The organism is Pseudomonas sp. yb_5 (genome assembly GCF_043103865.1).
Lineage (GTDB): Bacteria > Pseudomonadota > Gammaproteobacteria > Pseudomonadales > Pseudomonadaceae > Aquipseudomonas > Aquipseudomonas putida_Y.
The window spans coordinates 93,732-114,479 of the sequence record NZ_JBICKE010000077.1; the positions used below are offsets into that span (position 1 = coordinate 93,732).

Sequence of the window (20,748 nt, forward strand, 5' to 3'; positions counted from 1 at the left end):
GGGGTGTACGCAGTGACCACACCCCACCTGCGCCATGGTTGAAGCTGCACCTTCACTTCCACCAATAGCGCAGGTACTGGGGCGCTGTTTCGTGGCAAGCTAGAACGGCACATCATGAGTCGCCTAGCATGCCCAGCCACAACGCCACATTCCGTCCGGCCATCGGCCTGTCCAATCCCCACCTGCAGACCCTGTGGGGGCCACTCTGGCGCAAGCTGCCTGAGCTGCAGCGTGACCGTGAGCGACTGTGGCTGGCCGACGGCGACTTCATCGACCTGGACTGGCACGGCCCGCACCAACCCCATGCACCACTGGTACTGGTGCTGCATGGGCTGACCGGCTCGTCTCACTCGCCTTACGTGAAAGGCTTGCAGCAAGCGCTGCAAAGCCGCGGCTGGGCCAGCGTGGCAGTGAACTGGCGTGGTTGTTCAGGCGAACCCAACCTGTTGCCGCGCAGCTACCACTCCGGCGCCAGCGAAGACCTGGCGGAAATTGTCAGCCATCTTCGCGCCCAGCGCCCGCTGGCACCGCTGTACGCAGTGGGTTATTCGCTGGGTGGCAATGTACTGTTGAAGTACCTGGGTGAGAGCGGCGTCGCCAGCCAACTGGAGGCAGCAGTTGCAGTATCGGTACCCTTTCGCCTGGACCACTGTGCCGACCGCATCGGCCAGGGCTTCTCCAAGGTGTATCAGGCGCATTTCATGCGCGAAATGCTTGCATATGTTCAGCTCAAACAGCGGCACTTCCACGCCCGGGGCCAGCACGAGCAGCTGGCGACACTGGAACGTCTGGGCCAACTCACCAACTTGCGCACATTCTGGGACTTCGACGGAAAAGTCACTGCACCGCTCAATGGCTTTCGCGATGCACATGACTACTATCGCCGCTCATCCAGCCACTTCTTCCTTGGCCAGAACCGCACGCCAACGCTGATCATCCATTCCAGCGATGACCCGTTCGTGTCCAGTCACAGCCTGCCGACGGCCCGTGAACTGTCACCACAGACCCGCTTCGAACTGCATGGCCGCGGTGGGCATGTGGGCTTTGTCGATGGCAGCCTGCGAAATCCGGGGTACTACCTGGAGCGACGGATTCCGCAGTGGCTGGTGGACGGTAGCTAGCCTCAAGCTGATAGAGGCTGCGCGCGCCTACAGGGATTCAACCCGACCTGCTTACTCGCCGGTGGCCACAGCATGCTGCGGGTTGTTGATCCAATCGCTCCACGACCCGGCATACAACTTGCCCAGTGGGTACCCCGCCAGCGCCATGGCAAACAGGTTATGGCAAGCCGTTACCCCAGAGCCGCAGTAAGACACCAACTGCGCCGGTGCCCGCCCGGCCAGCTTTTCAGCAAAGCGCTGCTTAAGCTGATCCGCCGGCAAAAAACGCCCATCAGCCCCCAGGTTGTCGGTAAACGCCGCGCACTGGGCACCGGGAATATGCCCCGCCACCGGGTCGATCGGCTCCACTTCACCACGAAAACGCGGCAAGGCACGCGCATCGATCAAGGTCAGGTCTGTGCTACCAAGGCGCTTGCCCAGATGGTCGGCATCAATCAGCAGCTTCGCGTCCGGTTCACCACTGAAAGTGCCCTCTCGTTTGGGCGGCGGGTCCAGGCTCAACGGCAGGTGCGCCGCGTGCCAGGCCTTCAGGCCACCGTCGAGAATCGCCACACCGCTGCGCTTGCCCAGCCAGACCAGCAGCCACCAGGCCCGGGCGGCAAAGGCGCCGGGGCCATCGTCATACAGCACCACTTCGCTATCGTTGTTCAGCCCCCACTCTCGCAGGCGCTCGACCAGCCGCTGCGGATCGGGCAACGGGTGGCGCCCGGTGCGCCCCTTGCTCACCGGCCCGCTGAGGTCGCGGTCCAGGTCGGCAAAATGCGCCCCGGCAATATGCCCCTGGGCATAGCTGCGCTGGCCATAGTCCACATCCTCGAGAGCAAAACGGCAGTCGAGGATCACCAACCCGGGCGAGTCCAGTCGCTCGGCCAACTGCTGCGGGGTGATCAATTGCGCAAGGGGCATGACAATCTCCTGATCAATGGCACGAGGGCCCTGAGCTAGTGCTCCAGGGCCTGGTTGAACGGTACATGGAATTCCTCGCACAGTGCGTCCACGGCAGTGCGAGCATTGTCGGTGACGAAGCCGAGTTCCAGCACCAGCACCTGATAGACGCCGCGCTTGAAGGCTTCTTCACCCAAGTGCGCGGAATGTTCACGCGTGGTGCTGAGAAAACGTACCCATGACGTCAGCACGATCCAGGCGTTGATGGTCAGCGATTCGATCTGTGCCGGCGCCATGGCCAGGATGCCCGCCTCGACGAAGCCGCGGTAGATCGCCTGGCCCTGGCGCAGGCAGCGCTCGGAAAATCGCCGGTAACGGGCGGCCAGTTCGGCATCGCTGTCCAGCAGATGCTCCAGGTCACGGTGCAGGAAGCGGTAGTTCCACATCGCCGCCAGCAAGGCCTTGAGGTAGAAGCGCTTGTCTTCCACGGTTGCCGCGCGGCCCTGTGGCGGGCGCAGAAAGCTGTCCACCAGCGCTTCGTACTGGCTGAACAACAGGGCAATGATCGCCTGCTTGTTGGGGAAGTGGTAATACAGGTTGCCGGGCGAGATTTCCATGTGCGCGGCGATGTGGTTGGTACTGACGCTGCGTTCGCCCTGCTGGTTGAACAGCTCCAGGCTGTTCTGCACGATGCGCTCTCGGGTCTTCATGCGCGGGGCCATGCTCAGCTCCCAGTCTGCGGGCCTTCATCAAAGGTTTATCTTACGGCTTATTACAGGTGGAATGCACCGTTGAACGGCCTGTAAAAATTCGCACCATGGTACAAATTAGAGTATAGGCTCTAGGCAACCCCTGCCCGGACTCGACACCGCCATGAACTCGTCCAGTGCCTTGCCCTCTGTGCAATCCGACCTCGACCTCGCGACGGCGTTCGCGGCCCAACGCCTGGCCTTTGCCGGTAACCCGCTGCCACCGTTGGCGCAGCGGCGGCAGTGGCTGAAAAGCCTGCGTGAAGCCTTGCTGAGCAGCCAGGCAGAACTGATCGACGCCATCAGCCAGGATTTTGCCGGGCGCAGTGCGGACGAGACCTTGCTGGCCGAGCTGCTACCGTCAGTACAGGGCCTGCGCCACGCCGAAAAGCACTTGCAACGCTGGATGCGCAGCAGCCGACGCCGCGTCGGCCTGGCGTTCCAGCCGGCCAGCGCACAGGTGCGCTATCAACCCTTGGGCGTGGTCGGCATCATCGTACCGTGGAACTACCCGCTGTTCCTCGCCATCGGCCCGTTGACCTGCGCCCTGGCCGCCGGCAACCGGGTCATGCTCAAGCTTAGCGAGGCCACGCCCGCGACGGGCCTGGCCCTGCAGCAACTGCTCGAGCGCGTGTTCCCCACAGACCTGGTCAGCGTTGTGCTCGGTGAGGTCGAGGTGGGCCAGGCCTTCGCCCGCCTGCCCTTCGACCACCTGCTGTTCACCGGTGCCACCAGCGTGGGCCGCCAGGTGATGCAGGCTGCCGCACACAACCTGACCCCGGTCACCCTGGAGCTGGGTGGCAAGTCCCCCGCTATTGTTTCTGCCGATGTGCCGCTGGACAGCGCCGCCGAGCGCATCGCCTTCGGCAAGACCCTCAACGCCGGCCAGACCTGCGTCGCCCCCGACTACGTACTGGTGCCGCGCGAACGGCTGCCCGCCTTCAGCGACGCCTACCAGCGCGCCGTGCACCGACTGTACCCGCGCATCGCCGACAACCCCGACTACACCGCCATCATCAACCCGCGCCAGTTGCAGCGCTTGCAGCACCTGCTGGACGATGCCCGCGCCAAAGGCGCGCAAGTACTCGACTTGTACCCAGGCGAAGCCCCTCAGGGCCGGCGCATGCCGCCACACTTGCTGCTGGACGTGAACGACAGCATGCAGGTGATGCAGGACGAAATCTTCGGCCCGCTACTACCGCTAGTGCCTTATGACGGCATCGACCAGGCCTTGGCCTACATCAACCAGCGCCCGCGCCCATTGGCGCTGTACTTCTTTGGCTATGACCGCCGCACCCAGGAGCATGTGCTGCGTCACACCCACTCCGGTGGTGTGTGCCTGAACGACACCTTGCTGCATGTCGCCCAGGACGATCTGCCCTTCGGTGGCATCGGCCCTTCAGGCATGGGCCACTACCATGGTCACGACGGTTTCCTGACCTTCAGCAAGGCCAAGGCGGTACTTGCCAAGCAACGTTTCAACGCCGCACGGCTGATTTACCCGCCTTATGGCAAAGCCTTGCAGCGCCTGGTCTACAAATTGTTCATCCGCTGAGGGCCGCGCCATGCACCGCCGCGAACTGCTGCGCTTCAGCCTCGGCGCCAGTGCTTTTCTGGCTGGCGCCAGCCTGGTGGGGTGCAGCGCGCAAACCGCCGCGACCGGCTATCAGGTACTCCGTGACGACGACCTGCCCCTGCTGCGTGCGCTGATCCCGGTGGTCCTGGCCGGTACACAGGCCACCGATGCGCCGGTGTTGCGCAGCCTCGACAACAAGCTGGCGGCGTTGTCGCCGGAAATGCTCAAGCTCACCCGGCAATTGTTCGACGTGCTCAGCCTGCCGCTGACTCGCGGCCCGCTGACCGGCGTCTGGGGCAGCTGGGGCCAAGCTGGCGCCACACAGGTCACGGCGTTCCTGCAGCGTTGGCAGGACAGCTCGCTGAACCTGCTACGCATGGGGCACGCCTCGTTGCTGCAACTGCTGCAAATGGCCTGGTACGAACGCCCCGAATCCTGGGCAGACTGCGGTTACCCGGGCCCACCAAAAATCTGAAAACAACAAGAGCATCGCCAATGCCTGTCCCCGACCCGTTTCGCCAAGGCCTCGAACGCGGCTGGATCACCCGCGACGCCTCGCGCCTGGAGCACGACCTGTTTCTGGAGGCCGACATCGCCGTGATCGGCAGTGGTGCCGGCGGCGCCACCAGCGCACAGGTGCTCAGCGCAGCCGGTTTCAAGGTGCTGCTGATCGAAGAAGGCCCACTGAAGACCAGCAGCGATTTTCACCTGCTGGAGAATGAAGCTTACGCCAGCCTTTACCAGGAAGGCCTGGGGCGCATGAGCAAGGATGGCGCCATTACCATCCTGCAGGGCCGTGCCGTGGGGGGCACCACGCTGGTGAACTGGACCTCGAGCTTTCGCACCCCGCCGCAAACCCTGGCGCACTGGGCCTCGGTCCACGGCGTGAACGGTTTGGGCGAGGATGAACTACGCCCCTGGTTCGAACGCATGGAGCAGGAACTGGGTATCAGCCCCTGGGCCTTGCCGCCGAATGCCAACAACGATGTGCTGCGTCGGGGCTGCGAACAGCTGGGCTACCGCTGGGGGGTGATCCCGCGCAACGTGCGCGGCTGCTGGAACCTGGGCTACTGCGGCATGGGTTGCCCGGTGAATGCCAAACAATCGATGCTGGTGACCCGTATACCTGCCACCCTCGAGCAAGGCGGCGAGCTGCTGTACCTGGCACGGGCCGAGCGCTTCACCCACAACGGCGAACGCATTCAGAGCCTGACATGCCAGGCCCTGGACGCCCAAGGCATACACCCAACCGGCAGGCAGGTCAGCGTGCGGGCACGCCATTACCTCCTGGCCGGTGGCGGTATCAACAGCCCGGCCCTGCTGCTGCGCTCTGCCGCGCCCGACCCACATGGCCGCCTGGGCAAGCGGACCTTCCTGCACCTGGTCAACTTCAGTGCGGCGCGCTTCAGCGAGCGTATCGACCCCTACTATGGCGCCCCGCAGTCGATCTACAGCGACCATTTCCAGTGGCAAGGGGGCGCAGACGGTCCGGTTGGCTACAAGCTGGAAGTACCGCCGCTGCATCCGGCCCTGGCCAGCACCCTGCTGGGCGGGCACGGCCACGAGAATGCCCGGCGCATGGCCGAGCTGCCCCATACCCATGTGATGCTGGCGCTGCTACGCGATGGTTTTCACCCCGAAAGCCAGGGTGGGACCGTGGATCTGCGCGGCGATGGTTCACCCGTGCTCGATTACCCGGTCACCGACTACCTGCGTGACGGCTTGCGGCGCGCCTACCGGAGCATGGCACAAGTCCAGTTTGCCGCTGGCGCCACCCAGGTAACCCCGGTGCACAGCGACGCCAGCGCCGCATCAGGCCTGGAGCAGGCCCTGACCATGATCGACAGGCTGCGCCTGGAGCTCTTCCGCACGCGCTTGGGCAGCGCCCATGTGATGGGCGGCTGCGCCCTCGGCGAAGACCCGCGCCAGGCGGTGTGCGACAGCCTGGGCCGCCATCACCAGCTGGAAAACCTGTCGATTCACGACGGCTCGCTGTTCCCCACCAGCATCGGCGCCAACCCGCAATTGTCGGTGTATGCCATCAGCGCCAGGCTCAGTGAAGCACTGGCCACCCGCCTGGCACACAGCGCATGACAACGAATATGACCCCTGTCTATAGTGCCATCAGTCGGCCGCATGACTTGGCCGGGGCGCCGTCGCTGCGCTACCATCCGACTCCCCAACGCACTCCAGCCAGGATGACGCGATGAACCGAGTGTTGTACCCGGGTACTTTCGACCCCATTACCAAAGGCCATGGCGATCTGGTCGAGCGCGCTTCGCGGCTATTCGACCACGTGATCATCGCGGTGGCGGCCAGCCCCAAGAAAAACCCGTTGTTCCCGCTGGAACAACGGGTTGAGCTCGCCCGTGAGGTCACCAAGCACCTGCCCAATGTCGAAGTCATCGGCTTCTCTTCCCTGTTGGCGCATTTCGCCAAGGAACAGGGTGCCAACGTCTTCCTGCGTGGCCTGCGTGCGGTGTCCGACTTCGAGTACGAGTTCCAGCTGGCGAACATGAACCGGCAACTGGCCCCCGATGTCGAGAGCCTGTTCCTGACGCCGTCGGAACGTTATTCGTTCATTTCCTCGACCTTGGTCCGGGAGATTGCAGCGCTGGGCGGTGATATCAGCAAGTTCGTCCACCCGGTGGTAGCCGACGCGCTGACTGAACGCTTCAAGAAGCAAGCCTGACGCCTGATTGTCGCGCCCGCGTGCACTGCGGGCGCGAATGCGGCACAATTGTGCCCATTGCGTTGAACATGCCCGGGCTGTGAGCCCCGGCCGGAGCCCCCATGTCCCTGATCATCACCGACGATTGCATCAATTGCGACGTCTGCGAACCCGAGTGCCCGAACGAGGCTATCTCCCAAGGCGAAGAGATCTACGTGATCGACCCTAACCTGTGCACCCAGTGCGTAGGCCATTACGACGAGCCGCAGTGCCAGCAGGTCTGCCCGGTCGACTGCATCCCGCTGGATGAAGCGCACCCGGAAACCGAAGAACAGCTGATGGCCAAGTATCGCCGGATCACTGGCAAGGGCTGATCACTGCCCTTCTCTGCACGGTCCCTGTGGGAGCGGGCATGCCCGCTCCCACAGTTACCGCGCCAACGTTCAGGTTTCGCTTCAACAGGTTCGCAGCGAACGTTTCATCGCTGGCAACGCGGGCAGTACACGCTCGCCCTCTGCCCCAGCTTCACCTCGCGCAACTCAGTGCCGCATACCTTGCACGGCTGCCCGCCACGCCCGTACACAAACAGTTCCTGCTGGAAGTACCCCGGCTGCCCGTCGCCACCGATGAAGTCACGCAGGGTGGTACCGCCCTGCTCGATCGCCGCCGCCAGCACCCGCTTGATCTCGGTCGCCAGCTTCAGGTAGCGCGCCCGGGAAATCCCGCCCGCCTCCCGGCGTGGGTCGATACCGGCAGCAAACAGCGCCTCGGTGGCGTAGATGTTGCCCACTCCCACCACCACCGCGTTGTCCATGATGAACGGCTTGACCGCCATCGACCGCCCGCGGGACAGCTGGAACAGCCGCTCACCATCGAACAGGTCGGTCAGCGGCTCAGGCCCCAGGCGCAGCAGTAGCTCATGGTTCAGAGGGTCCAGGCTCCACAGCATGGCACCAAAGCGGCGTGGGTCGGTGTAGCGCAGCATCAGCCCGGACTCCAGTTCGATGTCGACATGCTCATGCTTGGCCGCCGGCAAGCCCAGCTCGACCAGCCGCAGGTTGCCCGACATGCCCAAGTGGCTGATCAGCGTCCCCACTTCGGCATTGATCAACAGGTACTTGGCGCGTCGCTCCACGCTGACGATGCGCTGCCCTGACAGACGCACATCGAGGTCTTCCGGAATCGGCCAGCGCAGGCGTCGGTCGCGTACCACCACACGGCTGACGCGCTGACCTTCCAGGTGTGGCGCAATACCGCGCCGGGTGGTTTCTACTTCTGGCAATTCCGGCATGTGTCAGTGTCCGCCCAACTCGCGAATGTTCTGCTTGAGGTTTTCGAAATCGTATTCCGACAAGCCAATGTAATCGAGCACCAACGGGCCGACCGCATTCCATTCGTGGTCCACCGACTGGTTGCCCAGCACCCGGTAGGACGCGCAGATATGCTCGGCCATCTTCAGCACCGCCAGCAGGTTTTTCAGCTGGCTCTGGGTGTTGCGCGAGGTATCGTCGCGGAACACGGCCAAGGCATTGTGGTGGTTGGCGATGGCCGCACTGAGGTGTTCGGGCAAGCGCCAGGATTTGGCTGTGAAGTAGCCAACCACTGAATGGTTGGTGTTGAACGCTCGGTTTTCGGTATCGACCACGCGTGTTTCTTCATCGGCCTTGGCGTATGCCTCTTCCAGCACGTCCATGTAAGTGGGGAAGCGCTTGAGCATCAACGGCACGCCACAGTCATGGAAGAGGCCAAGGGTATAGGCCTCGTCCGCCGCCTGAATGCCGGTTCGCTTGGCCAGCGTCAGGCAGGTCATCGCCACGTCCTGGGCGGTATCCCAGAAGCGGTTGAGGGTAACGATGGTCTCGTCGCTCATCTCACCCTTGATCGACTGGGCGTTGATCAGGTTGATGATCGAACGGCTACCCAGCAGGTTCACCGCACGCTGGATCGAACCGATCTTGTTGGACAAGCCGAAGTGCGGAGAGTTGACCAGCTTGAGCAAGGCGCCAGAGAGGCCCGGGTCCTGGGAAATCAGCTTGGCGATGGTTTCCAGGTCCGGGTCAGGCATGTACTGCTCGAACTGCAGATCGACCATGATCTGCGGTTGAGGCGGGATGGTGATGCCTTGCAAGGCTTGCTGGATCTGTTCGGCGCTGAGTTCTTGGGACATACGTGCACACTCGTTTAGGACGCGGCATTTTAACCCTCTAAGCGCCCCCGGTTACCACTCCTCTAAAGGCGAAAGCACCGCAGACACGTTATAATCCCGCTCTTTTTCCCGGAGCGACGTCATGTCCCTGCCCAGCCTTCGCCTCAAAGCCAATGCCGACCGCCGCCTGCGCGCCGGCCACCTGTGGGTCTACAGCAACGAAGTCGATGTCAGCGCGACCCCTTTGCAAGGCTTCCAGGCGGGTCAGCAGGCCATTCTCGAGGCAGCCAACGGCAAGCCGCTGGGCATCGTCGCGCTGAGCCCTAACAACCTGATCTGCGCCCGCCTGCTGTCACGCGACATCAAGCTGCCGCTGGACAAGTCGCTGCTGGTACACCGCCTGAACGTCGCCCTGTCGCTGCGCGAGCGCCTGTTCGACCAGCCGTGCTACCGCCTGGTCTACGGTGACTCCGACCTGCTCCCAGGCCTGGTGGTCGACCGCTTCTTCGATATCCTCGTGGTGCAGCTGGCCTCGGCCACCATGGAAGCGCACAAGGATGACGTGATCGCCGCACTGGTGCAGGTGCTCAAGCCCAGCGGCATCCTGTTCAAGAACGATTCCGCCGCGCGCGACGCCGAAGGCCTGCAGCGCTATGTCGAGACCGTCTACGGCGAAGTGCCGGACTGGGTGCCGCTGGAAGAGAACGGCGTCAAGTTCGAGGCCCCGGTGCGCGAAGGCCAGAAGACGGGCTGGTTCTACGACCACCGCATGAACCGGGCCCGCCTGGCGCCATACGTGAAGGGCAAGCGTGTACTCGACCTGTTCAGCTACATCGGCGGCTGGGGCGTGCAGGCCGGTGCCTTTGGCGCCAGCGAAGTGTTCTGTGTCGATGCCTCGGGCTTTGCCCTGGACGGCGTGGAGCGTAATGCTGCACTGAACGGCATCAGCGAGAAGCTGACCTGCATCGAAGGCGACGTGTTCGAAGCCCTGCGCGAGCTCAAGGCGGCCGAAGAACGCTTCGACGTGATCATTGCCGACCCACCTGCCTTCATCAAGCGCAAAAAAGACCTGAAAAACGGCGAAGCGGCCTACCGCCGCCTGAACGAACAGGCCATGCGCATGTTGAACAAAGACGGCATCCTCGTCAGCGCCTCGTGCTCGATGCACCTGCCCGAGGACGACCTGAACAACATCCTGCTGACCAGCGCCCGCCACCTGGACCGCAACATGCAGTTGCTCGAGCGAGGCGGTCAGGGCCCGGATCACCCGGTACACCCGGCCATTGCCGAAACCCGCTACATCAAAAGCATCACCTGCCGGTTACTGCCGAACAGCTGAAATCTGCCAAAAAGGGCCGCCCAGCGGCCCTTTCCTGCCGCAATCCCCCCGCCAACCATCCACATCTGCATTCCCTCACCGCGCCAGCGGTGTAGAATCGGCCTATTCATCGCCAGTCATCCCCGGCGGGTTTATGAGCTCTGGTCAAGCACGCGGCGATCCCGCGCCGTCTTGGCCCCATCCGTGCCAGTGGCAACCGGCCTGCGGCGCAAAGGACAAGAGAAGCTCACTCCCCTATTTGTGACCTGATTAAGCCGCCAGGAGTGTTTCATGCCTGATTATCGTTCCAAGACTTCCACCCAAGGCCGCAACATGGCCGGCGCCCGCGCCCTGTGGCGCGCCACCGGGATGAAGGACGAAGACTTCAAGAAACCGATCATTGCCATCGCCAACTCGTTCACCCAGTTCGTCCCGGGCCATGTGCACCTGAAGGACCTGGGCCAGCTGGTGGCTCGCGAAATCGAACGCGCCGGTGGCGTGGCCAAGGAATTCAACACCATCGCGGTCGATGACGGCATCGCCATGGGCCACGACGGCATGCTGTACTCGCTGCCAAGCCGCGAAATCATTGCCGACGCCGTGGAATACATGGTCAATGCGCACTGCGCTGACGCCATCGTCTGCATCTCCAACTGCGACAAGATCACCCCCGGCATGCTGATGGCCGCCCTGCGCCTGAACATCCCGGTGATCTTCGTTTCCGGCGGCCCGATGGAAGCCGGCAAGACCAAGCTGGCCAGCCACGGCCTGGACCTGGTCGATGCCATGGTCATCGCAGCCGACTCCACGGCCTCCGACGAGAAAGTCGCAGAATACGAGCGCAGCGCCTGCCCGACCTGCGGTTCGTGCTCCGGCATGTTCACCGCCAACTCGATGAACTGCCTGACCGAAGCCCTGGGCCTGGCCCTGCCGGGCAACGGCTCGACCCTGGCCACCCACTCCGACCGCGAGCAGCTGTTCCTCACGGCCGGCCGCACCATCGTCGAGCTGTGCAAACGCTACTACGGCGAGAATGACGAGTCGGTCCTGCCACGCAGCATCGCCAACTTCAAAGCGTTCGAAAACGCCATGATGCTGGACATCGCCATGGGCGGTTCGACCAACACCATCCTGCACCTGCTGGCAGCAGCACAGGAAGGCGAAGTGGCGTTCGACCTGCGCGACATCGACCGCCTGTCACGCAAAGTGCCGCAGCTGTGCAAAGTGGCGCCGAACATCCAGAAGTACCACATGGAAGACGTCCACCGCGCCGGCGGCATCTTCAGCATCCTCGGTTCGCTGGCCCGTGGCGGCCTGCTGCACACCGACCTGCCGACCGTGCACAGCCGCAGCATGGAAGAAGCCATCGCCAAATGGGACATCACCCAGACCGATGACGAAGCCGTGCACACCTTCTTCAAGGCCGGCCCTGCCGGTATCCCGACCCAGACCGCATTCAGCCAGTCGACCCGTTGGGAAACCCTCGACGACGACCGTGAAAACGGCTGTATCCGCAGCTTCGAACACGCCTACTCGCAAGAGGGCGGCCTGGCCGTGCTGTACGGCAACATCGCGCTGGATGGCTGCGTGGTCAAAACCGCCGGTGTCGACGAATCGATCCACGTGTTCGAGGGCACCGCGAAGATCTTCGAAAGCCAGGACAGCGCCGTGCGCGGCATCCTCGCCGACGAGGTAAAAGCCGGCGACATCGTGATCATCCGCTACGAAGGCCCGAAAGGCGGTCCGGGCATGCAAGAAATGCTCTACCCGACCTCCTACCTCAAGTCCAAAGGCCTGGGCAAGGCCTGCGCCCTGCTCACCGACGGTCGCTTCTCGGGCGGTACCTCGGGCCTGTCGATCGGCCACGCCTCGCCAGAGGCCGCGGCGGGCGGCGCCATCGGCCTGGTGCGCGACGGCGACAAGGTACTGATCGACATCCCTAACCGTTCGATCAACCTGCTGGTCAGCGATGAAGAGCTGGCGGAACGCCGTGTCGAACAGGACAAGAAGGGCTGGAAGCCAGCCGAGGTCCGTCCACGCAAGGTGACCACGGCGCTCAAGGCCTATGCCCTGCTGGCCACCAGTGCCGACAAGGGTGCGGTGCGTAACAAGGCAATGCTCGAAGGGCTGTAAGGGCTTTTCTGGCATTGGCACAACCGGCGTCTCGTACGCCGGTTTTTTTTGCCTGTGGATAAAGGCCGGATCAAAGCTCTCCCTTCGCGACACATTGGCGTAATTGCGCCAGCAGCAGGGCAGCCGAGCGCTTCGGTGTCGCCGCCGACGTCAGCACGAACTGCGCTTGAGGCAAGGCTGGCAACGTCGACACCTCCACCAGGCCGGCAGCCAGAGCAGAAGATCGCGTGACAGGCGTTACCCCAAGCCCGCCACTTACGGCGGTCATCAGCCCGCCGACACTTGGGCTCTGGCAAACGATGCGCCATTGCCGCCCGGCGCGTACCAAGGCCTCGATAGCTGCGGCCCGATAAGGGCATTGATCAGAAAATACCGCCAAGGGCACAGGCGTGGTGACCTCATCGCTGCCCAGCGCAATCGGCCCTCTCGCCCACACCAATGGTTCGGACCAAAGCACCTCGCCACGTTCTTCATCGCTGCAGCGGCTGCCCAATACGATATCCAGCCCACCCGAGTGGACGAGCGAGAGCAACTCCCCAGTCAGGCCGACGGTCAGGGACACCTCTGCATCGGGATGTGCCACCGAAAAACGACGCATGCAGTCGATGATCGGGGCTTTCACCATTTCCTCGCTCAACCCCACGTACACCGTGCCTGACACCCGCCGACCTGCCCCAAGGCTTGCGCGGGCATCATCGTGCAGCGCCAGGATGGTGCGGGCATAGCCTGCCAACCGAGCGCCTGCGGGTGTCAGGCTGACCGAGCGGGTCGTACGCTCCAGCAATTTTTGTCCGGCTTCGCGTTCAAGCCGCCGAATATGAGCGCTGATCGCCGACTGCGTTAGGTGCAGCCTCTGCGCAGCACGGGTGAAACCACCGGTGTCGGCAACGGCAAGCAAGCTCCGCAAAAGCACAGTATCGAACACAGATTCATCACCTATCTCACTCAATCTCGCGAGCATACGTCATTTCTATAATGAATCGCCCTGAATCAGACTGACCACCGAACGCCTGGGCGCTCAAGCGCCGGGCAAGGCTTATCAACACTACTTGGGAGAAGCCCCGTGGTTGAACGTATCTTGTATGTCTGCGCCTCACCCAGAGGAGAGCGGTCCGTTTCCGCTCAGATTACCGACGTGTTCCTGGCGGCATTGGCCGAGCGCAAAGCGGTGGAAATCGATCACTTGAATCCTTGGGAATGTGAACTGCCTGAGGTAGATGGCGCCTTGCTCGCGGCGAAGTACGCGGGGCTTGCCGATGCCCCGCTGTCAACCACACAGGCAGCTGCATGGGACCGGATCAAGGCCCTCGCTCAACGGTTCCACCGGGCGGATACCTTGGTGTTCAGCGTACCGCTGTGGAATTTCGGTATTCCGTACAAGCTCAAGCACCTGATCGACGCGATTTCGCACAAAGACGTGCTGTTCACCTTCGATGAGCAAGGATTGAACGGCATGCTTGGCGGGCGTCGAGCGATTGCCATCTACACCCGTGGTTTGGGCTACGGGCCCGGCTCACAGACACCCGACCAGGTGTTTGGCCTGGAGAAAACCTTCATCGACACATGGTTTCGCTTCGTTGGGATTAACCAGGCGCACAGTTTAGTGGTCGAACAGACCCTCGGCCCTGAGGGCGCCAGGATCCGTGAACGTGCCATTGAACAAGTGACCCTGCTGGCGCAGACCATTGACCAGAAAGCGGCCCAGACCCTCATTGTGGGCCGCGATGGTTGATATTCCCGTTACTGGATCTGCTCCGGCGTGACGATCACCCAGTTCTTGTCGGCCGTCACCGGCAACCCTTCCTTGGCCTGCGCCGCCGCATTTTTGGCAATCATCCCGTTGAGCTGGTCCATGTACTTGGCCTTGCGGTTTATCCACAGGTGGATACCGCCTTTGCCCACATCCACCCCGTGGAACTGCATGTAGCCATCGCTGGTCGGCGTGTCGCCGCCCACCAGCACCGGTTTCTTCCATTCATCGATGTAGGTAAGGATCGCCGCCTGCTTGCCCGCCATCCAGGTGGCTGGGGTCCACAGGTAGGGGGTCAGCTCCAGGCCCTCGTTAGCCTTGGCATCGTAGTGCCCGGCGCTGATCTGCTTGCGCGCAGTGGTCAGCTGGCCGCTGGCGCGGTCCTTGAGCAGCAGGCTCACGCCAATCACGTTCTGGGGTTTCACGTTGTATCCATACTTGGGGTCCGAGGCGACCATGCGTACCAGCTCTTCGGAGGCAGCCGAAACCACATAGACCTCGATGCCATTCTCCATCAGCTTGTTGTACAGCTCGGCCTGGCCCTTGAAGACCTTGGGCGGCTGAACCTCGATGGCCTTGACCTGGTCGCCTTCGTAATAGGTGCTGGGGATCGGCTTGGTCAAGGCCATCAGCTCATCCACCTGCGCCTTCAGCTGCTTGAGGGTAAAACCGGAGAACACCTGGGCTACCCACGGGTAGCAGACCATGTCATCGATTTCACACAGCCGGTAGTAGTAACTGAACAGGCTTTCCTTGTGCTCGGCAGTGTCCTTGAACGGCATCAGCTTCAACGAAGGGTCGAGCTTGTCGCGGCTTAGCAGGCCCTTGTTTTCCATGAACGGAAGCAAGGCTTCTTCCAGGTCATAGCGGTAACTGGTGTTGTCCATGTCGAATACCGCGTAGTTACCCTTGTTGGCATTGGCGGCGATCATGCTGTCGAGCTGTTTGGCCGCGTCGGCAGGCCAGTGTTTGAGCTCGGTGGCGAAGGTTTCGATACTGAACAGCAGGGACAGGCCGATGGCGGCGGCTTTCACAGCGACTTTCATGTACGAATCTCCTGAAATGACCCAGAAACGCTAGTGCAACAATCCCCACTGCAAACCCTCGATAACGACCCCCAGGCAACTGTAAACGCCTTGTTCATTGCAATTCGCGACACCTCGTTATTCCATAAACGACTATGTAAATTCCATTTGGGTATAAATTCGTTTGTTTTCAGGCTGTTAGCATTTCCGTTCGCAATCGCTCACAGAGGCGATGCCACTTCTGCTTTTTTCTGCTGGAGCTTCAATGAACCTGCCGCTGTCACTCAACCTGCTGGCGTTCCTGGCCCTGTTGCTGGGCCTGGCACAAACCCGCCGCACCGACTGGAGCCTGGCCAAGAAGGTACTGCTTGGCCTGGTGCTGGGCGTGGTCTTCGGCCTTGTGCTGCATACGATCTATGGCGCAGGCCACCCCGTGCTCAAGGCAACCATCGCCTGGCTCGATCTGGTCGGCAACGGCTATGTCGGCCTGTTACAAATGATCGTCATGCCGCTGATCTTCGCCTCGATCCTCAGTGCCGTGGCACGTTTGCACAATGCCTCTTCGCTGGGCCGCATCAGCGTGCTGAGCATCGGCACCCTGCTGCTGACCACTGCCATTGCTGCCCTGATCGGCATTGTGTTGACCAACCTGTTCGGCCTCAGCGCCGAGGGCCTGGTGGCCGGCGTCCAGGAAAGCGCACGCATGCAGGTTATCCACAGTGACTACGCGGGCAAGGTCGCCGACCTCAACATCCCGCAACTGCTGCTGTCGTTCATCCCCAGCAACCCGGTAGGCGACCTGGCGCGGGCCAAGCCGACCTCGATCATCAGCGTGGTGATCTTTGCGGTGTTCCTCGGCCTGGCCGCGCTGCAGTTGATCAAGGACGACGCCGAGAAGGGCGAGCGCGCCCTGTCGGCCATCGACACCCTGCAGGCGTGGGTGATGCGCCTGGTGCGGGTCGTGATGAAGCTGACCCCCTATGGCGTGCTGGCGTTGATGACCAAAGTCGTGGCCAGCTCCAACACAGAGGACATCCTCAAGCTGGGCAGCTTCGTGGTGGTGTCGTACCTGGGCCTGGGGTTGATGTTCGTGGTGCACGGCATGATCCTCGCCGCCACCGGCGTGAGCCCGCTGCGCTTCTTCCGCAAGGTGTGGCCGGTGCTGACCTTCGCCTTCACCAGCCGCTCCAGCGCCGCCAGCATTCCGCTGAACATCGAGGCACAAACCCGCCGTCTGGGGGTGCCGCAATCGATCGCCAGCTTCAGCGCATCGTTCGGCACCACCATTGGCCAGAACGGCTGCGCCGGGCTCTATCCGGCCATGCTGGCGGTGATGGTCGCGCCAGCGGTAGGCATCGATACCTTCGACCCGCTGTGGATCGCCACCCTGGTGGCAATCGTCACGCTGAGCTCGGCAGGCGTTGCCGGCGTGGGCGGCGGTGCCACCTTCGCCGCGCTGATCGTGCTGCCAGCCATGGGCTTGCCGGTGGAGTTGGTGGCGCTGCTGATTTCGGTGGAGCCGCTGATCGACATGGGCCGTACGGCGTTGAACGTGAACGGTTCGATGACGGCGGGCGTTGTCACCAGCCAGCTGTTGAAAGAGACGGACAAGGAAGTGCTGGCCGGTGATGAACATGCCGAGCTGAGCCACACCTGACAGATCGCCGGGGCGCAATGCGCCCCTTTCGCGACAAGACCGCTCGTGTCTTGCTCAAAGTCTGAACACCCTGCTGTCCCCCGTAGGAGCGGGTTCACCCGCGAAAGGGCCAGGCCTGCTGGCCAATTTTCACCAGCCGTTCGCCGTTGCCGCCGCTATCGTATTCGCGGGTAAACCCGCTCCTACAGGGTGGTGGATACACATCGGGGGTTGGACACAGGCCGTTGTAGGAGCGGGTTCACCCGCGAAGGGCTGCAAAGCAGCCCCCAACAATCTCAACCCTTATCCCAAACCTCGAAGTGATACACCGGCTTACCTTCCTCAGCCCGTGCCTCGCTAGAAGTCAGCCTCCACTGCCCTTCATCAAACGCCGGGAACCACGCATCCCCCTCTGGCGCCAACTCAACCCGCGTCAGGTACATGCGGCTGACCAGCCCCTTCTCCAGCGCCTGCCCATACAGCTGCGCGCCACCAATCAGCATCAGCTCACCGACGCCCTGCTCGCGCGCCCACTGCTCGGCCCGCACCAAAGCCTCTTCAAGCGAGGCGAACACCTCGGCCCCCGCCAGTTCAAGCCCCGGCTGGCGGCTGACCACGATGTTCAGCCGCCCCGGCAGCGGCCGCCCCAGCGAATCCCAGGTCTTGCGCCCCATGATGATCGGCTTGCCCAGGGTGGTGGCCTTGAAGTACTTGAAGTCCCCCGGCAAATGCCAGGGCATGGAGTTGTCGATGCCGATCACGCGGTTCTCGGCATACGCCGCGATCAGGCTGAGGGGGAGTGATGTATTCATGCCAGCGAGGATAGCACCGGGCGTGTGGGTTATGCTTCTGCCTTGACCTGTGCAATGGAAGACCTTGTGACTGCACCCACGCCACTGGACAAGCGCTGGCTCACCGAAGCGGTACGCCTGCGCGAAGAACATGCCGGCCCGCTGGAAGACCAGGAAGCCAACCGCCACGCCCGCCAGCTAGGTGGCGACCTGGCCACGCGCATCGAAACACGTGCGCTGTTCCTGGCCGAGCGCGATGGCATGACCGGCGCCCTGCGCCATTGGAAGCAGGGCGCGCGCCTGGCGCTGCTGGCCCTGCTGCTGCTGGCCGTGCTCAGCGGTGCGGGCCTGGGGCTGGCCGCCCTCGGTGACGGGCAGCGCCCGGTGAATGTGTTCTGGGCGCTGGGCAGCCTGCTCGGGCTGAACCTGCTGATGCTGCTGGGCTGGGGCATGGGTTTTGCCCTGAGCCGCGAGCATGGCGCAGGGCTGGGCCGCTTGTGGCTGTGGCTAAGCGAACGCTTTGCCCGCGATGCCAAGGCCGCGCACCTGGCGCCAGCGCTGCTGGTGCTGCTGCAACGTCAACGCCTCAACCGGTGGCTGCTCGGCCTGTTGGTACATGGCCTTTGGCTGTTGGCGATGCTTACCGCACTGGGCATGCTGCTGGCCTTGCTGGCGACCCGGCGCTATGGCTTTGTCTGGGAAACCACCTTGCTCGCCCCCGCCCCGTTCATTCACCTGACCCAATCGCTGGGCGCCCTGCCCTCGTTGCTGGGCTTCGCCGTGCCCGACGAAGCCATGATCCGCGCCAGCGGCGACAGCCTGCCGGCACTGGACATGGCACGCCAGGCCTGGGCCAGCTGGCTGCTCGGCGTAGTGCTGGTATACGGCCTGCTGCCCCGCCTGCTACTGGCCGGGTTGTGCCTGTGGCGCTGGCGCCAGGGCCGTGAACGCCTGATGCTAGACCTGGGCCTGCCCGGCTACACGCAACTGCGCGAAGCACTGATGCCGCGCAGCGAGCGCATCGGCGTGCAGGATGCAGCCCCGGAAGCCTTGCCGCAGTTTGCCGCCGGGCAGCTGGAAAGCGGCAGCAGCGGTGCCCTGCTGGTGGGCCTGGAGCTGGACGACCAGCGCCCTTGGCCACCCGCCCTGCCAAAAAGCGTGACCGATGCCGGCGTGCTCGACAGCCGCGAATCACGCAACCGCCTGTTGGAACAGCTCAGCCGCTTCCCACCGGCACGCCTGGCCATCGCCTGCGACCCACGCCGCTCGCCCGACCGCGGCAGCCTGGCGCTGCTCGCCGAACTGGCGCGCAATGCCGGCGCCACCCGTATCTGGCTGCTGCAGGCTGCACAAGGTCAGCCCCTCGATGCCGAGCGCCTGGGCGATTGGCACGAAGCCCTTGACCGCCTTGGCCTGCAACATGCCGACACTTCACCGCTGACCTGGCTGGAGCATGGCCATGACTGAGCCACTGAAACTGGCCGTGGTCGGCCATACCAATGTTGGCAAAACCTCGCTACTGCGCACTCTGACCCGCGACGTCGGCTTTGGCGAAGTGTCCCACCGCCCCAGCACCACCCGCCATGTGGAAGGTGCGCGACTGTCTGTGGACGGTGAACCCTTGCTGGAGCTGTACGACACGCCCGGCCTGGAAGATGCCATCGCGCTGCTGGACTACCTTGAACGTCTGGAACGCCCGGGCGAGCGCCTGGACGGCCCAGCCCGCCTGGAGCGTTTTCTGCAGGGCAGCGAAGCACGCCAACGTTTCGAGCAGGAGGCCAAGGTATTGCGCCAACTGCTGGCCAGTAATGCCGGGCTGTATGTGATCGATGCGCGCGAGCCGGTGCTGGCCAAGTACCGAGACGAACTGGAAGTACTGGCCAACTGCGGCAAGCCGTTGCTGCCGGTGCTCAACTTCGTCGCCAGCAGCCAGCACCGCGAACCGGAATGGCGTGAAGCCCTTGCCCGGCTTGGGCTTCACGCCTTGGTGCGGTTCGACAGCGTGGCCCCGCCAGAGGATGGCGAACGCCGTTTGTACGAAAGCCTGGCGCTGCTGCTGGAAAGCGCCCGCCCGGCGCTGCAACGGCTGATCGACGACCAGCAGGCGCAGCGCTTGGCACGCCGGCACAGCGGCAAGCGCCTGATCGCCGAACTGCTGCTCGATTGCGCTGCATGCCGGCGCAGTGTCGAGGCCGAACCAGCGGCAGAAGCCCGGGCCATCGAGGCGCTGCGCCAGGACATACGCCAACGTGAACAGCGTTGCGTCGAGGCCTTGCTCAAGCTGTATGCCTTCCGCCGCGAGGATGCCCATGCCAGCGACCTTCCGTTGCTGGATGGCCGCTGGGGCGATGACTTGTTCAATCCAGAGACGTTGAAACTGCTGGGCGTGCGCCTGGGCAGCGGTGTGGCGGCAGGTGCTGCAGCCGGTGCCGGGGTCGATCTGCTGGTCGGCGGCCTTACCCTCGGCGCGGCGGCGCTGGCCGGGGCGATTGCCGGCGGTGCGCTGCAGACGGCGCGCAACTATGGTTCGCGGTTGATGGGCAAGCTCAAGGGCAAGCGCGAGCTGACCGTGGACGACACGGTGTTGCGTCTGCTGGCCTTGCGTCAGCAGCAGTTGATGGTGGCGCTGGATAACCGCGGGCATGCCGCTCAGGACAGTATTCGCCTGGGTGAGCTGGATGAAAAGGCCTGGCGTGAGGGCAAGTTGCCGGAAGCGTTGGTCAAAGCGCGGGCGCACCCGCAGTGGTCCACCCTCAACCCTGGGGCGAAGCTGAACCAGGCTGAGCGGCAGGAGCAGTTGGAAGCGCTGGTTTCACAGATTTGAGCCAGCAGGGTTGGCCTCTTCGCGGGTGAACCCGCTCCTACGGGCGGCCTGTGTACAACCACCGATGTGTGTCCACCACCAATCCGGTGTAGGAGCGGGTTTACCCGCGAATACGGTAGCGGC

General features: G+C 63.3%; 19 protein-coding genes. 12 read left to right on the forward strand and 7 right to left on the reverse strand.

All coding sequences use genetic code 11. The features are described 5' to 3' along the window. The first annotated feature begins 128 nt into the window (after nucleotides 1–128). The gene (locus tag ACF8GF_RS12615; RefSeq protein ID WP_021783650.1) at nucleotides 129–1,121 is read left to right on the forward strand and encodes a hydrolase; all 993 of its coding nucleotides are present in this window, start codon (nucleotides 129–131) and stop codon (nucleotides 1,119–1,121) included. A 51-nt stretch (nucleotides 1,122–1,172) separates the two neighbouring features. On the opposite strand, the gene ACF8GF_RS12620 is transcribed toward ACF8GF_RS12615, so the two are convergent. Together ACF8GF_RS12620 and ACF8GF_RS12625 are read right to left on the reverse strand one after the other, a co-directional pair. Next, a complete protein-coding gene (locus ACF8GF_RS12620; RefSeq protein ID WP_339444584.1) occupies nucleotides 1,173–2,027 on the reverse strand; it encodes a sulfurtransferase in 855 nt (284 codons plus the stop codon). A 35-nt stretch (nucleotides 2,028–2,062) separates the two neighbouring features. Then, nucleotides 2,063–2,728, reverse strand: a complete 666-nt coding sequence (locus ACF8GF_RS12625) for a TetR/AcrR family transcriptional regulator (protein WP_176684761.1) — start codon at nucleotides 2,726–2,728, stop codon at nucleotides 2,063–2,065. A 151-nt stretch (nucleotides 2,729–2,879) separates the two neighbouring features. On the opposite strand from ACF8GF_RS12625, the gene ACF8GF_RS12630 reads away from it, so the two are divergent. The 5 genes from ACF8GF_RS12630 (at nucleotide 2,880) to ACF8GF_RS12650 (ending at nucleotide 7,376) form a co-directional block, all read left to right on the forward strand. Next, nucleotides 2,880–4,310, forward strand: a complete 1,431-nt coding sequence (locus ACF8GF_RS12630) for a coniferyl aldehyde dehydrogenase (RefSeq protein WP_176684760.1) — start codon at nucleotides 2,880–2,882, stop codon at nucleotides 4,308–4,310. Between the two features lie 10 nt (nucleotides 4,311–4,320). After that, nucleotides 4,321–4,806: a twin-arginine translocation pathway signal protein gene (locus ACF8GF_RS12635; protein WP_176684759.1), complete on the forward strand. Its 486-nt coding sequence runs from the start codon at nucleotides 4,321–4,323 to the stop codon at nucleotides 4,804–4,806. 20 nt (nucleotides 4,807–4,826) lie between these two features. After that, nucleotides 4,827–6,425 carry a GMC family oxidoreductase gene (locus ACF8GF_RS12640; protein WP_176684758.1) on the forward strand — a complete coding sequence of 533 codons (1,599 nt, stop codon included), beginning with the start codon at nucleotides 4,827–4,829 and terminating at the stop codon, nucleotides 6,423–6,425. A 112-nt stretch (nucleotides 6,426–6,537) separates the two neighbouring features. Continuing rightward, nucleotides 6,538–7,023, forward strand: coding sequence for a pantetheine-phosphate adenylyltransferase (coaD, locus tag ACF8GF_RS12645; protein ID WP_010955660.1), 486 nt, complete (start codon nucleotides 6,538–6,540; stop codon nucleotides 7,021–7,023). A gap of 101 nt (nucleotides 7,024–7,124) precedes the next feature. Beyond that, a complete protein-coding gene (locus ACF8GF_RS12650; protein WP_003249063.1) occupies nucleotides 7,125–7,376 on the forward strand; it encodes a YfhL family 4Fe-4S dicluster ferredoxin in 252 nt (83 codons plus the stop codon). A 104-nt stretch (nucleotides 7,377–7,480) separates the two neighbouring features. Here ACF8GF_RS12650 and mutM read toward each other — a convergent pair whose 3' ends face one another. Then, complete coding sequence (gene mutM / locus ACF8GF_RS12655; protein ID WP_004575471.1) at nucleotides 7,481–8,293, reverse strand: bifunctional DNA-formamidopyrimidine glycosylase/DNA-(apurinic or apyrimidinic site) lyase; 813 nt, start codon at nucleotides 8,291–8,293, stop codon at nucleotides 7,481–7,483. A 3-nt stretch (nucleotides 8,294–8,296) separates the two neighbouring features. Continuing rightward, nucleotides 8,297–9,115: an HDOD domain-containing protein gene (locus ACF8GF_RS12660; protein ID WP_176684827.1), complete on the reverse strand. Its 819-nt coding sequence runs from the start codon at nucleotides 9,113–9,115 to the stop codon at nucleotides 8,297–8,299. Between the two features lie 175 nt (nucleotides 9,116–9,290). On the opposite strand from ACF8GF_RS12660, the gene ACF8GF_RS12665 reads away from it, so the two are divergent. Both ACF8GF_RS12665 and ilvD read left to right on the forward strand, forming a co-directional pair. Further along, complete coding sequence (locus tag ACF8GF_RS12665; RefSeq protein ID WP_004575470.1) at nucleotides 9,291–10,487, forward strand: class I SAM-dependent rRNA methyltransferase; 1,197 nt, start codon at nucleotides 9,291–9,293, stop codon at nucleotides 10,485–10,487. A gap of 270 nt (nucleotides 10,488–10,757) precedes the next feature. Continuing rightward, nucleotides 10,758–12,599 carry a dihydroxy-acid dehydratase gene (gene ilvD / locus ACF8GF_RS12670; RefSeq protein WP_003249056.1) on the forward strand — a complete coding sequence of 614 codons (1,842 nt, stop codon included), beginning with the start codon at nucleotides 10,758–10,760 and terminating at the stop codon, nucleotides 12,597–12,599. Between the two features lie 70 nt (nucleotides 12,600–12,669). Here ilvD and ACF8GF_RS12675 read toward each other — a convergent pair whose 3' ends face one another. Then, the gene (locus tag ACF8GF_RS12675) at nucleotides 12,670–13,560 is read right to left on the reverse strand and encodes a LysR family transcriptional regulator (protein WP_218115555.1); all 891 of its coding nucleotides are present in this window, start codon (nucleotides 13,558–13,560) and stop codon (nucleotides 12,670–12,672) included. Between the two features lie 102 nt (nucleotides 13,561–13,662). Here ACF8GF_RS12675 and ACF8GF_RS12680 point away from each other — a divergent pair, with 102 nt between their 5' ends. Continuing rightward, nucleotides 13,663–14,331, forward strand: coding sequence for an NAD(P)H-dependent oxidoreductase (locus tag ACF8GF_RS12680; RefSeq protein WP_176684757.1), 669 nt, complete (start codon nucleotides 13,663–13,665; stop codon nucleotides 14,329–14,331). 8 nt (nucleotides 14,332–14,339) lie between these two features. Here ACF8GF_RS12680 and ACF8GF_RS12685 read toward each other — a convergent pair whose 3' ends face one another. Further along, the gene (locus tag ACF8GF_RS12685; protein ID WP_392487867.1) at nucleotides 14,340–15,395 is read right to left on the reverse strand and encodes a haloacid dehalogenase-like hydrolase; all 1,056 of its coding nucleotides are present in this window, start codon (nucleotides 15,393–15,395) and stop codon (nucleotides 14,340–14,342) included. Nucleotides 15,396–15,639: 244 nt separating this feature from the next. On the opposite strand from ACF8GF_RS12685, the gene ACF8GF_RS12690 reads away from it, so the two are divergent. Further along, nucleotides 15,640–17,031, forward strand: a complete 1,392-nt coding sequence (locus tag ACF8GF_RS12690; RefSeq protein WP_209969350.1) for an L-cystine transporter — start codon at nucleotides 15,640–15,642, stop codon at nucleotides 17,029–17,031. 275 nt (nucleotides 17,032–17,306) lie between these two features. Here ACF8GF_RS12690 and ACF8GF_RS12695 read toward each other — a convergent pair whose 3' ends face one another. Further along, a complete protein-coding gene (locus tag ACF8GF_RS12695; protein ID WP_176684755.1) occupies nucleotides 17,307–17,822 on the reverse strand; it encodes a dihydrofolate reductase in 516 nt (171 codons plus the stop codon). A gap of 54 nt (nucleotides 17,823–17,876) precedes the next feature. Between ACF8GF_RS12695 and ACF8GF_RS12700 the strand changes: the two genes are divergently transcribed. Together ACF8GF_RS12700 and ACF8GF_RS12705 are read left to right on the forward strand one after the other, a co-directional pair. Continuing rightward, nucleotides 17,877–19,268 (forward strand): DUF2868 domain-containing protein, encoded by a 1,392-nt coding sequence (locus ACF8GF_RS12700; protein WP_392487868.1) that lies wholly within the window; start codon nucleotides 17,877–17,879, stop codon nucleotides 19,266–19,268. Continuing rightward, a complete protein-coding gene (locus tag ACF8GF_RS12705) occupies nucleotides 19,261–20,625 on the forward strand; it encodes a GTPase/DUF3482 domain-containing protein (RefSeq protein WP_252460127.1) in 1,365 nt (454 codons plus the stop codon). Before ACF8GF_RS12700 ends, ACF8GF_RS12705 begins: the two co-directional genes overlap by 8 nt. Nucleotides 20,626–20,748: the final 123 nt, after the last annotated feature.

Bases quoted from the DNA above. Each gene is read 5' to 3' on its own strand.
- ACF8GF_RS12640 (WP_176684758.1), top strand. From the start codon at position 4,827: ATGCCTGTCCCCGACCCGTTTCGCCAAGGCCTCGAACGCGGCTGGATC.
- ACF8GF_RS12675 (WP_218115555.1), bottom strand. From the start codon at position 13,560: ATGCTCGCGAGATTGAGTGAGATAGGTGATGAATCTGTGTTCGATACT.
- ACF8GF_RS12625 (WP_176684761.1), bottom strand. From the start codon at position 2,728: ATGGCCCCGCGCATGAAGACCCGAGAGCGCATCGTGCAGAACAGCCTG.
- ACF8GF_RS12665 (WP_004575470.1), top strand. From the start codon at position 9,291: ATGTCCCTGCCCAGCCTTCGCCTCAAAGCCAATGCCGACCGCCGCCTG.
- ACF8GF_RS12620 (WP_339444584.1), bottom strand. From the start codon at position 2,027: ATGCCCCTTGCGCAATTGATCACCCCGCAGCAGTTGGCCGAGCGACTG.
- ACF8GF_RS12705 (WP_252460127.1), top strand. From the start codon at position 19,261: ATGACTGAGCCACTGAAACTGGCCGTGGTCGGCCATACCAATGTTGGC.
- ACF8GF_RS12635 (WP_176684759.1), top strand. From the start codon at position 4,321: ATGCACCGCCGCGAACTGCTGCGCTTCAGCCTCGGCGCCAGTGCTTTT.
- coaD (WP_010955660.1), top strand. From the start codon at position 6,538: ATGAACCGAGTGTTGTACCCGGGTACTTTCGACCCCATTACCAAAGGC.
- ACF8GF_RS12615 (WP_021783650.1), top strand. From the start codon at position 129: ATGCCCAGCCACAACGCCACATTCCGTCCGGCCATCGGCCTGTCCAAT.
- ACF8GF_RS12695 (WP_176684755.1), bottom strand. From the start codon at position 17,822: ATGAATACATCACTCCCCCTCAGCCTGATCGCGGCGTATGCCGAGAAC.
- ACF8GF_RS12700 (WP_392487868.1), top strand. From the start codon at position 17,877: ATGGAAGACCTTGTGACTGCACCCACGCCACTGGACAAGCGCTGGCTC.
- mutM (WP_004575471.1), bottom strand. From the start codon at position 8,293: ATGCCGGAATTGCCAGAAGTAGAAACCACCCGGCGCGGTATTGCGCCA.
- ACF8GF_RS12690 (WP_209969350.1), top strand. From the start codon at position 15,640: ATGAACCTGCCGCTGTCACTCAACCTGCTGGCGTTCCTGGCCCTGTTG.
- ilvD (WP_003249056.1), top strand. From the start codon at position 10,758: ATGCCTGATTATCGTTCCAAGACTTCCACCCAAGGCCGCAACATGGCC.
- ACF8GF_RS12630 (WP_176684760.1), top strand. From the start codon at position 2,880: ATGAACTCGTCCAGTGCCTTGCCCTCTGTGCAATCCGACCTCGACCTC.
- ACF8GF_RS12685 (WP_392487867.1), bottom strand. From the start codon at position 15,395: ATGAAAGTCGCTGTGAAAGCCGCCGCCATCGGCCTGTCCCTGCTGTTC.
- ACF8GF_RS12650 (WP_003249063.1), top strand. From the start codon at position 7,125: ATGTCCCTGATCATCACCGACGATTGCATCAATTGCGACGTCTGCGAA.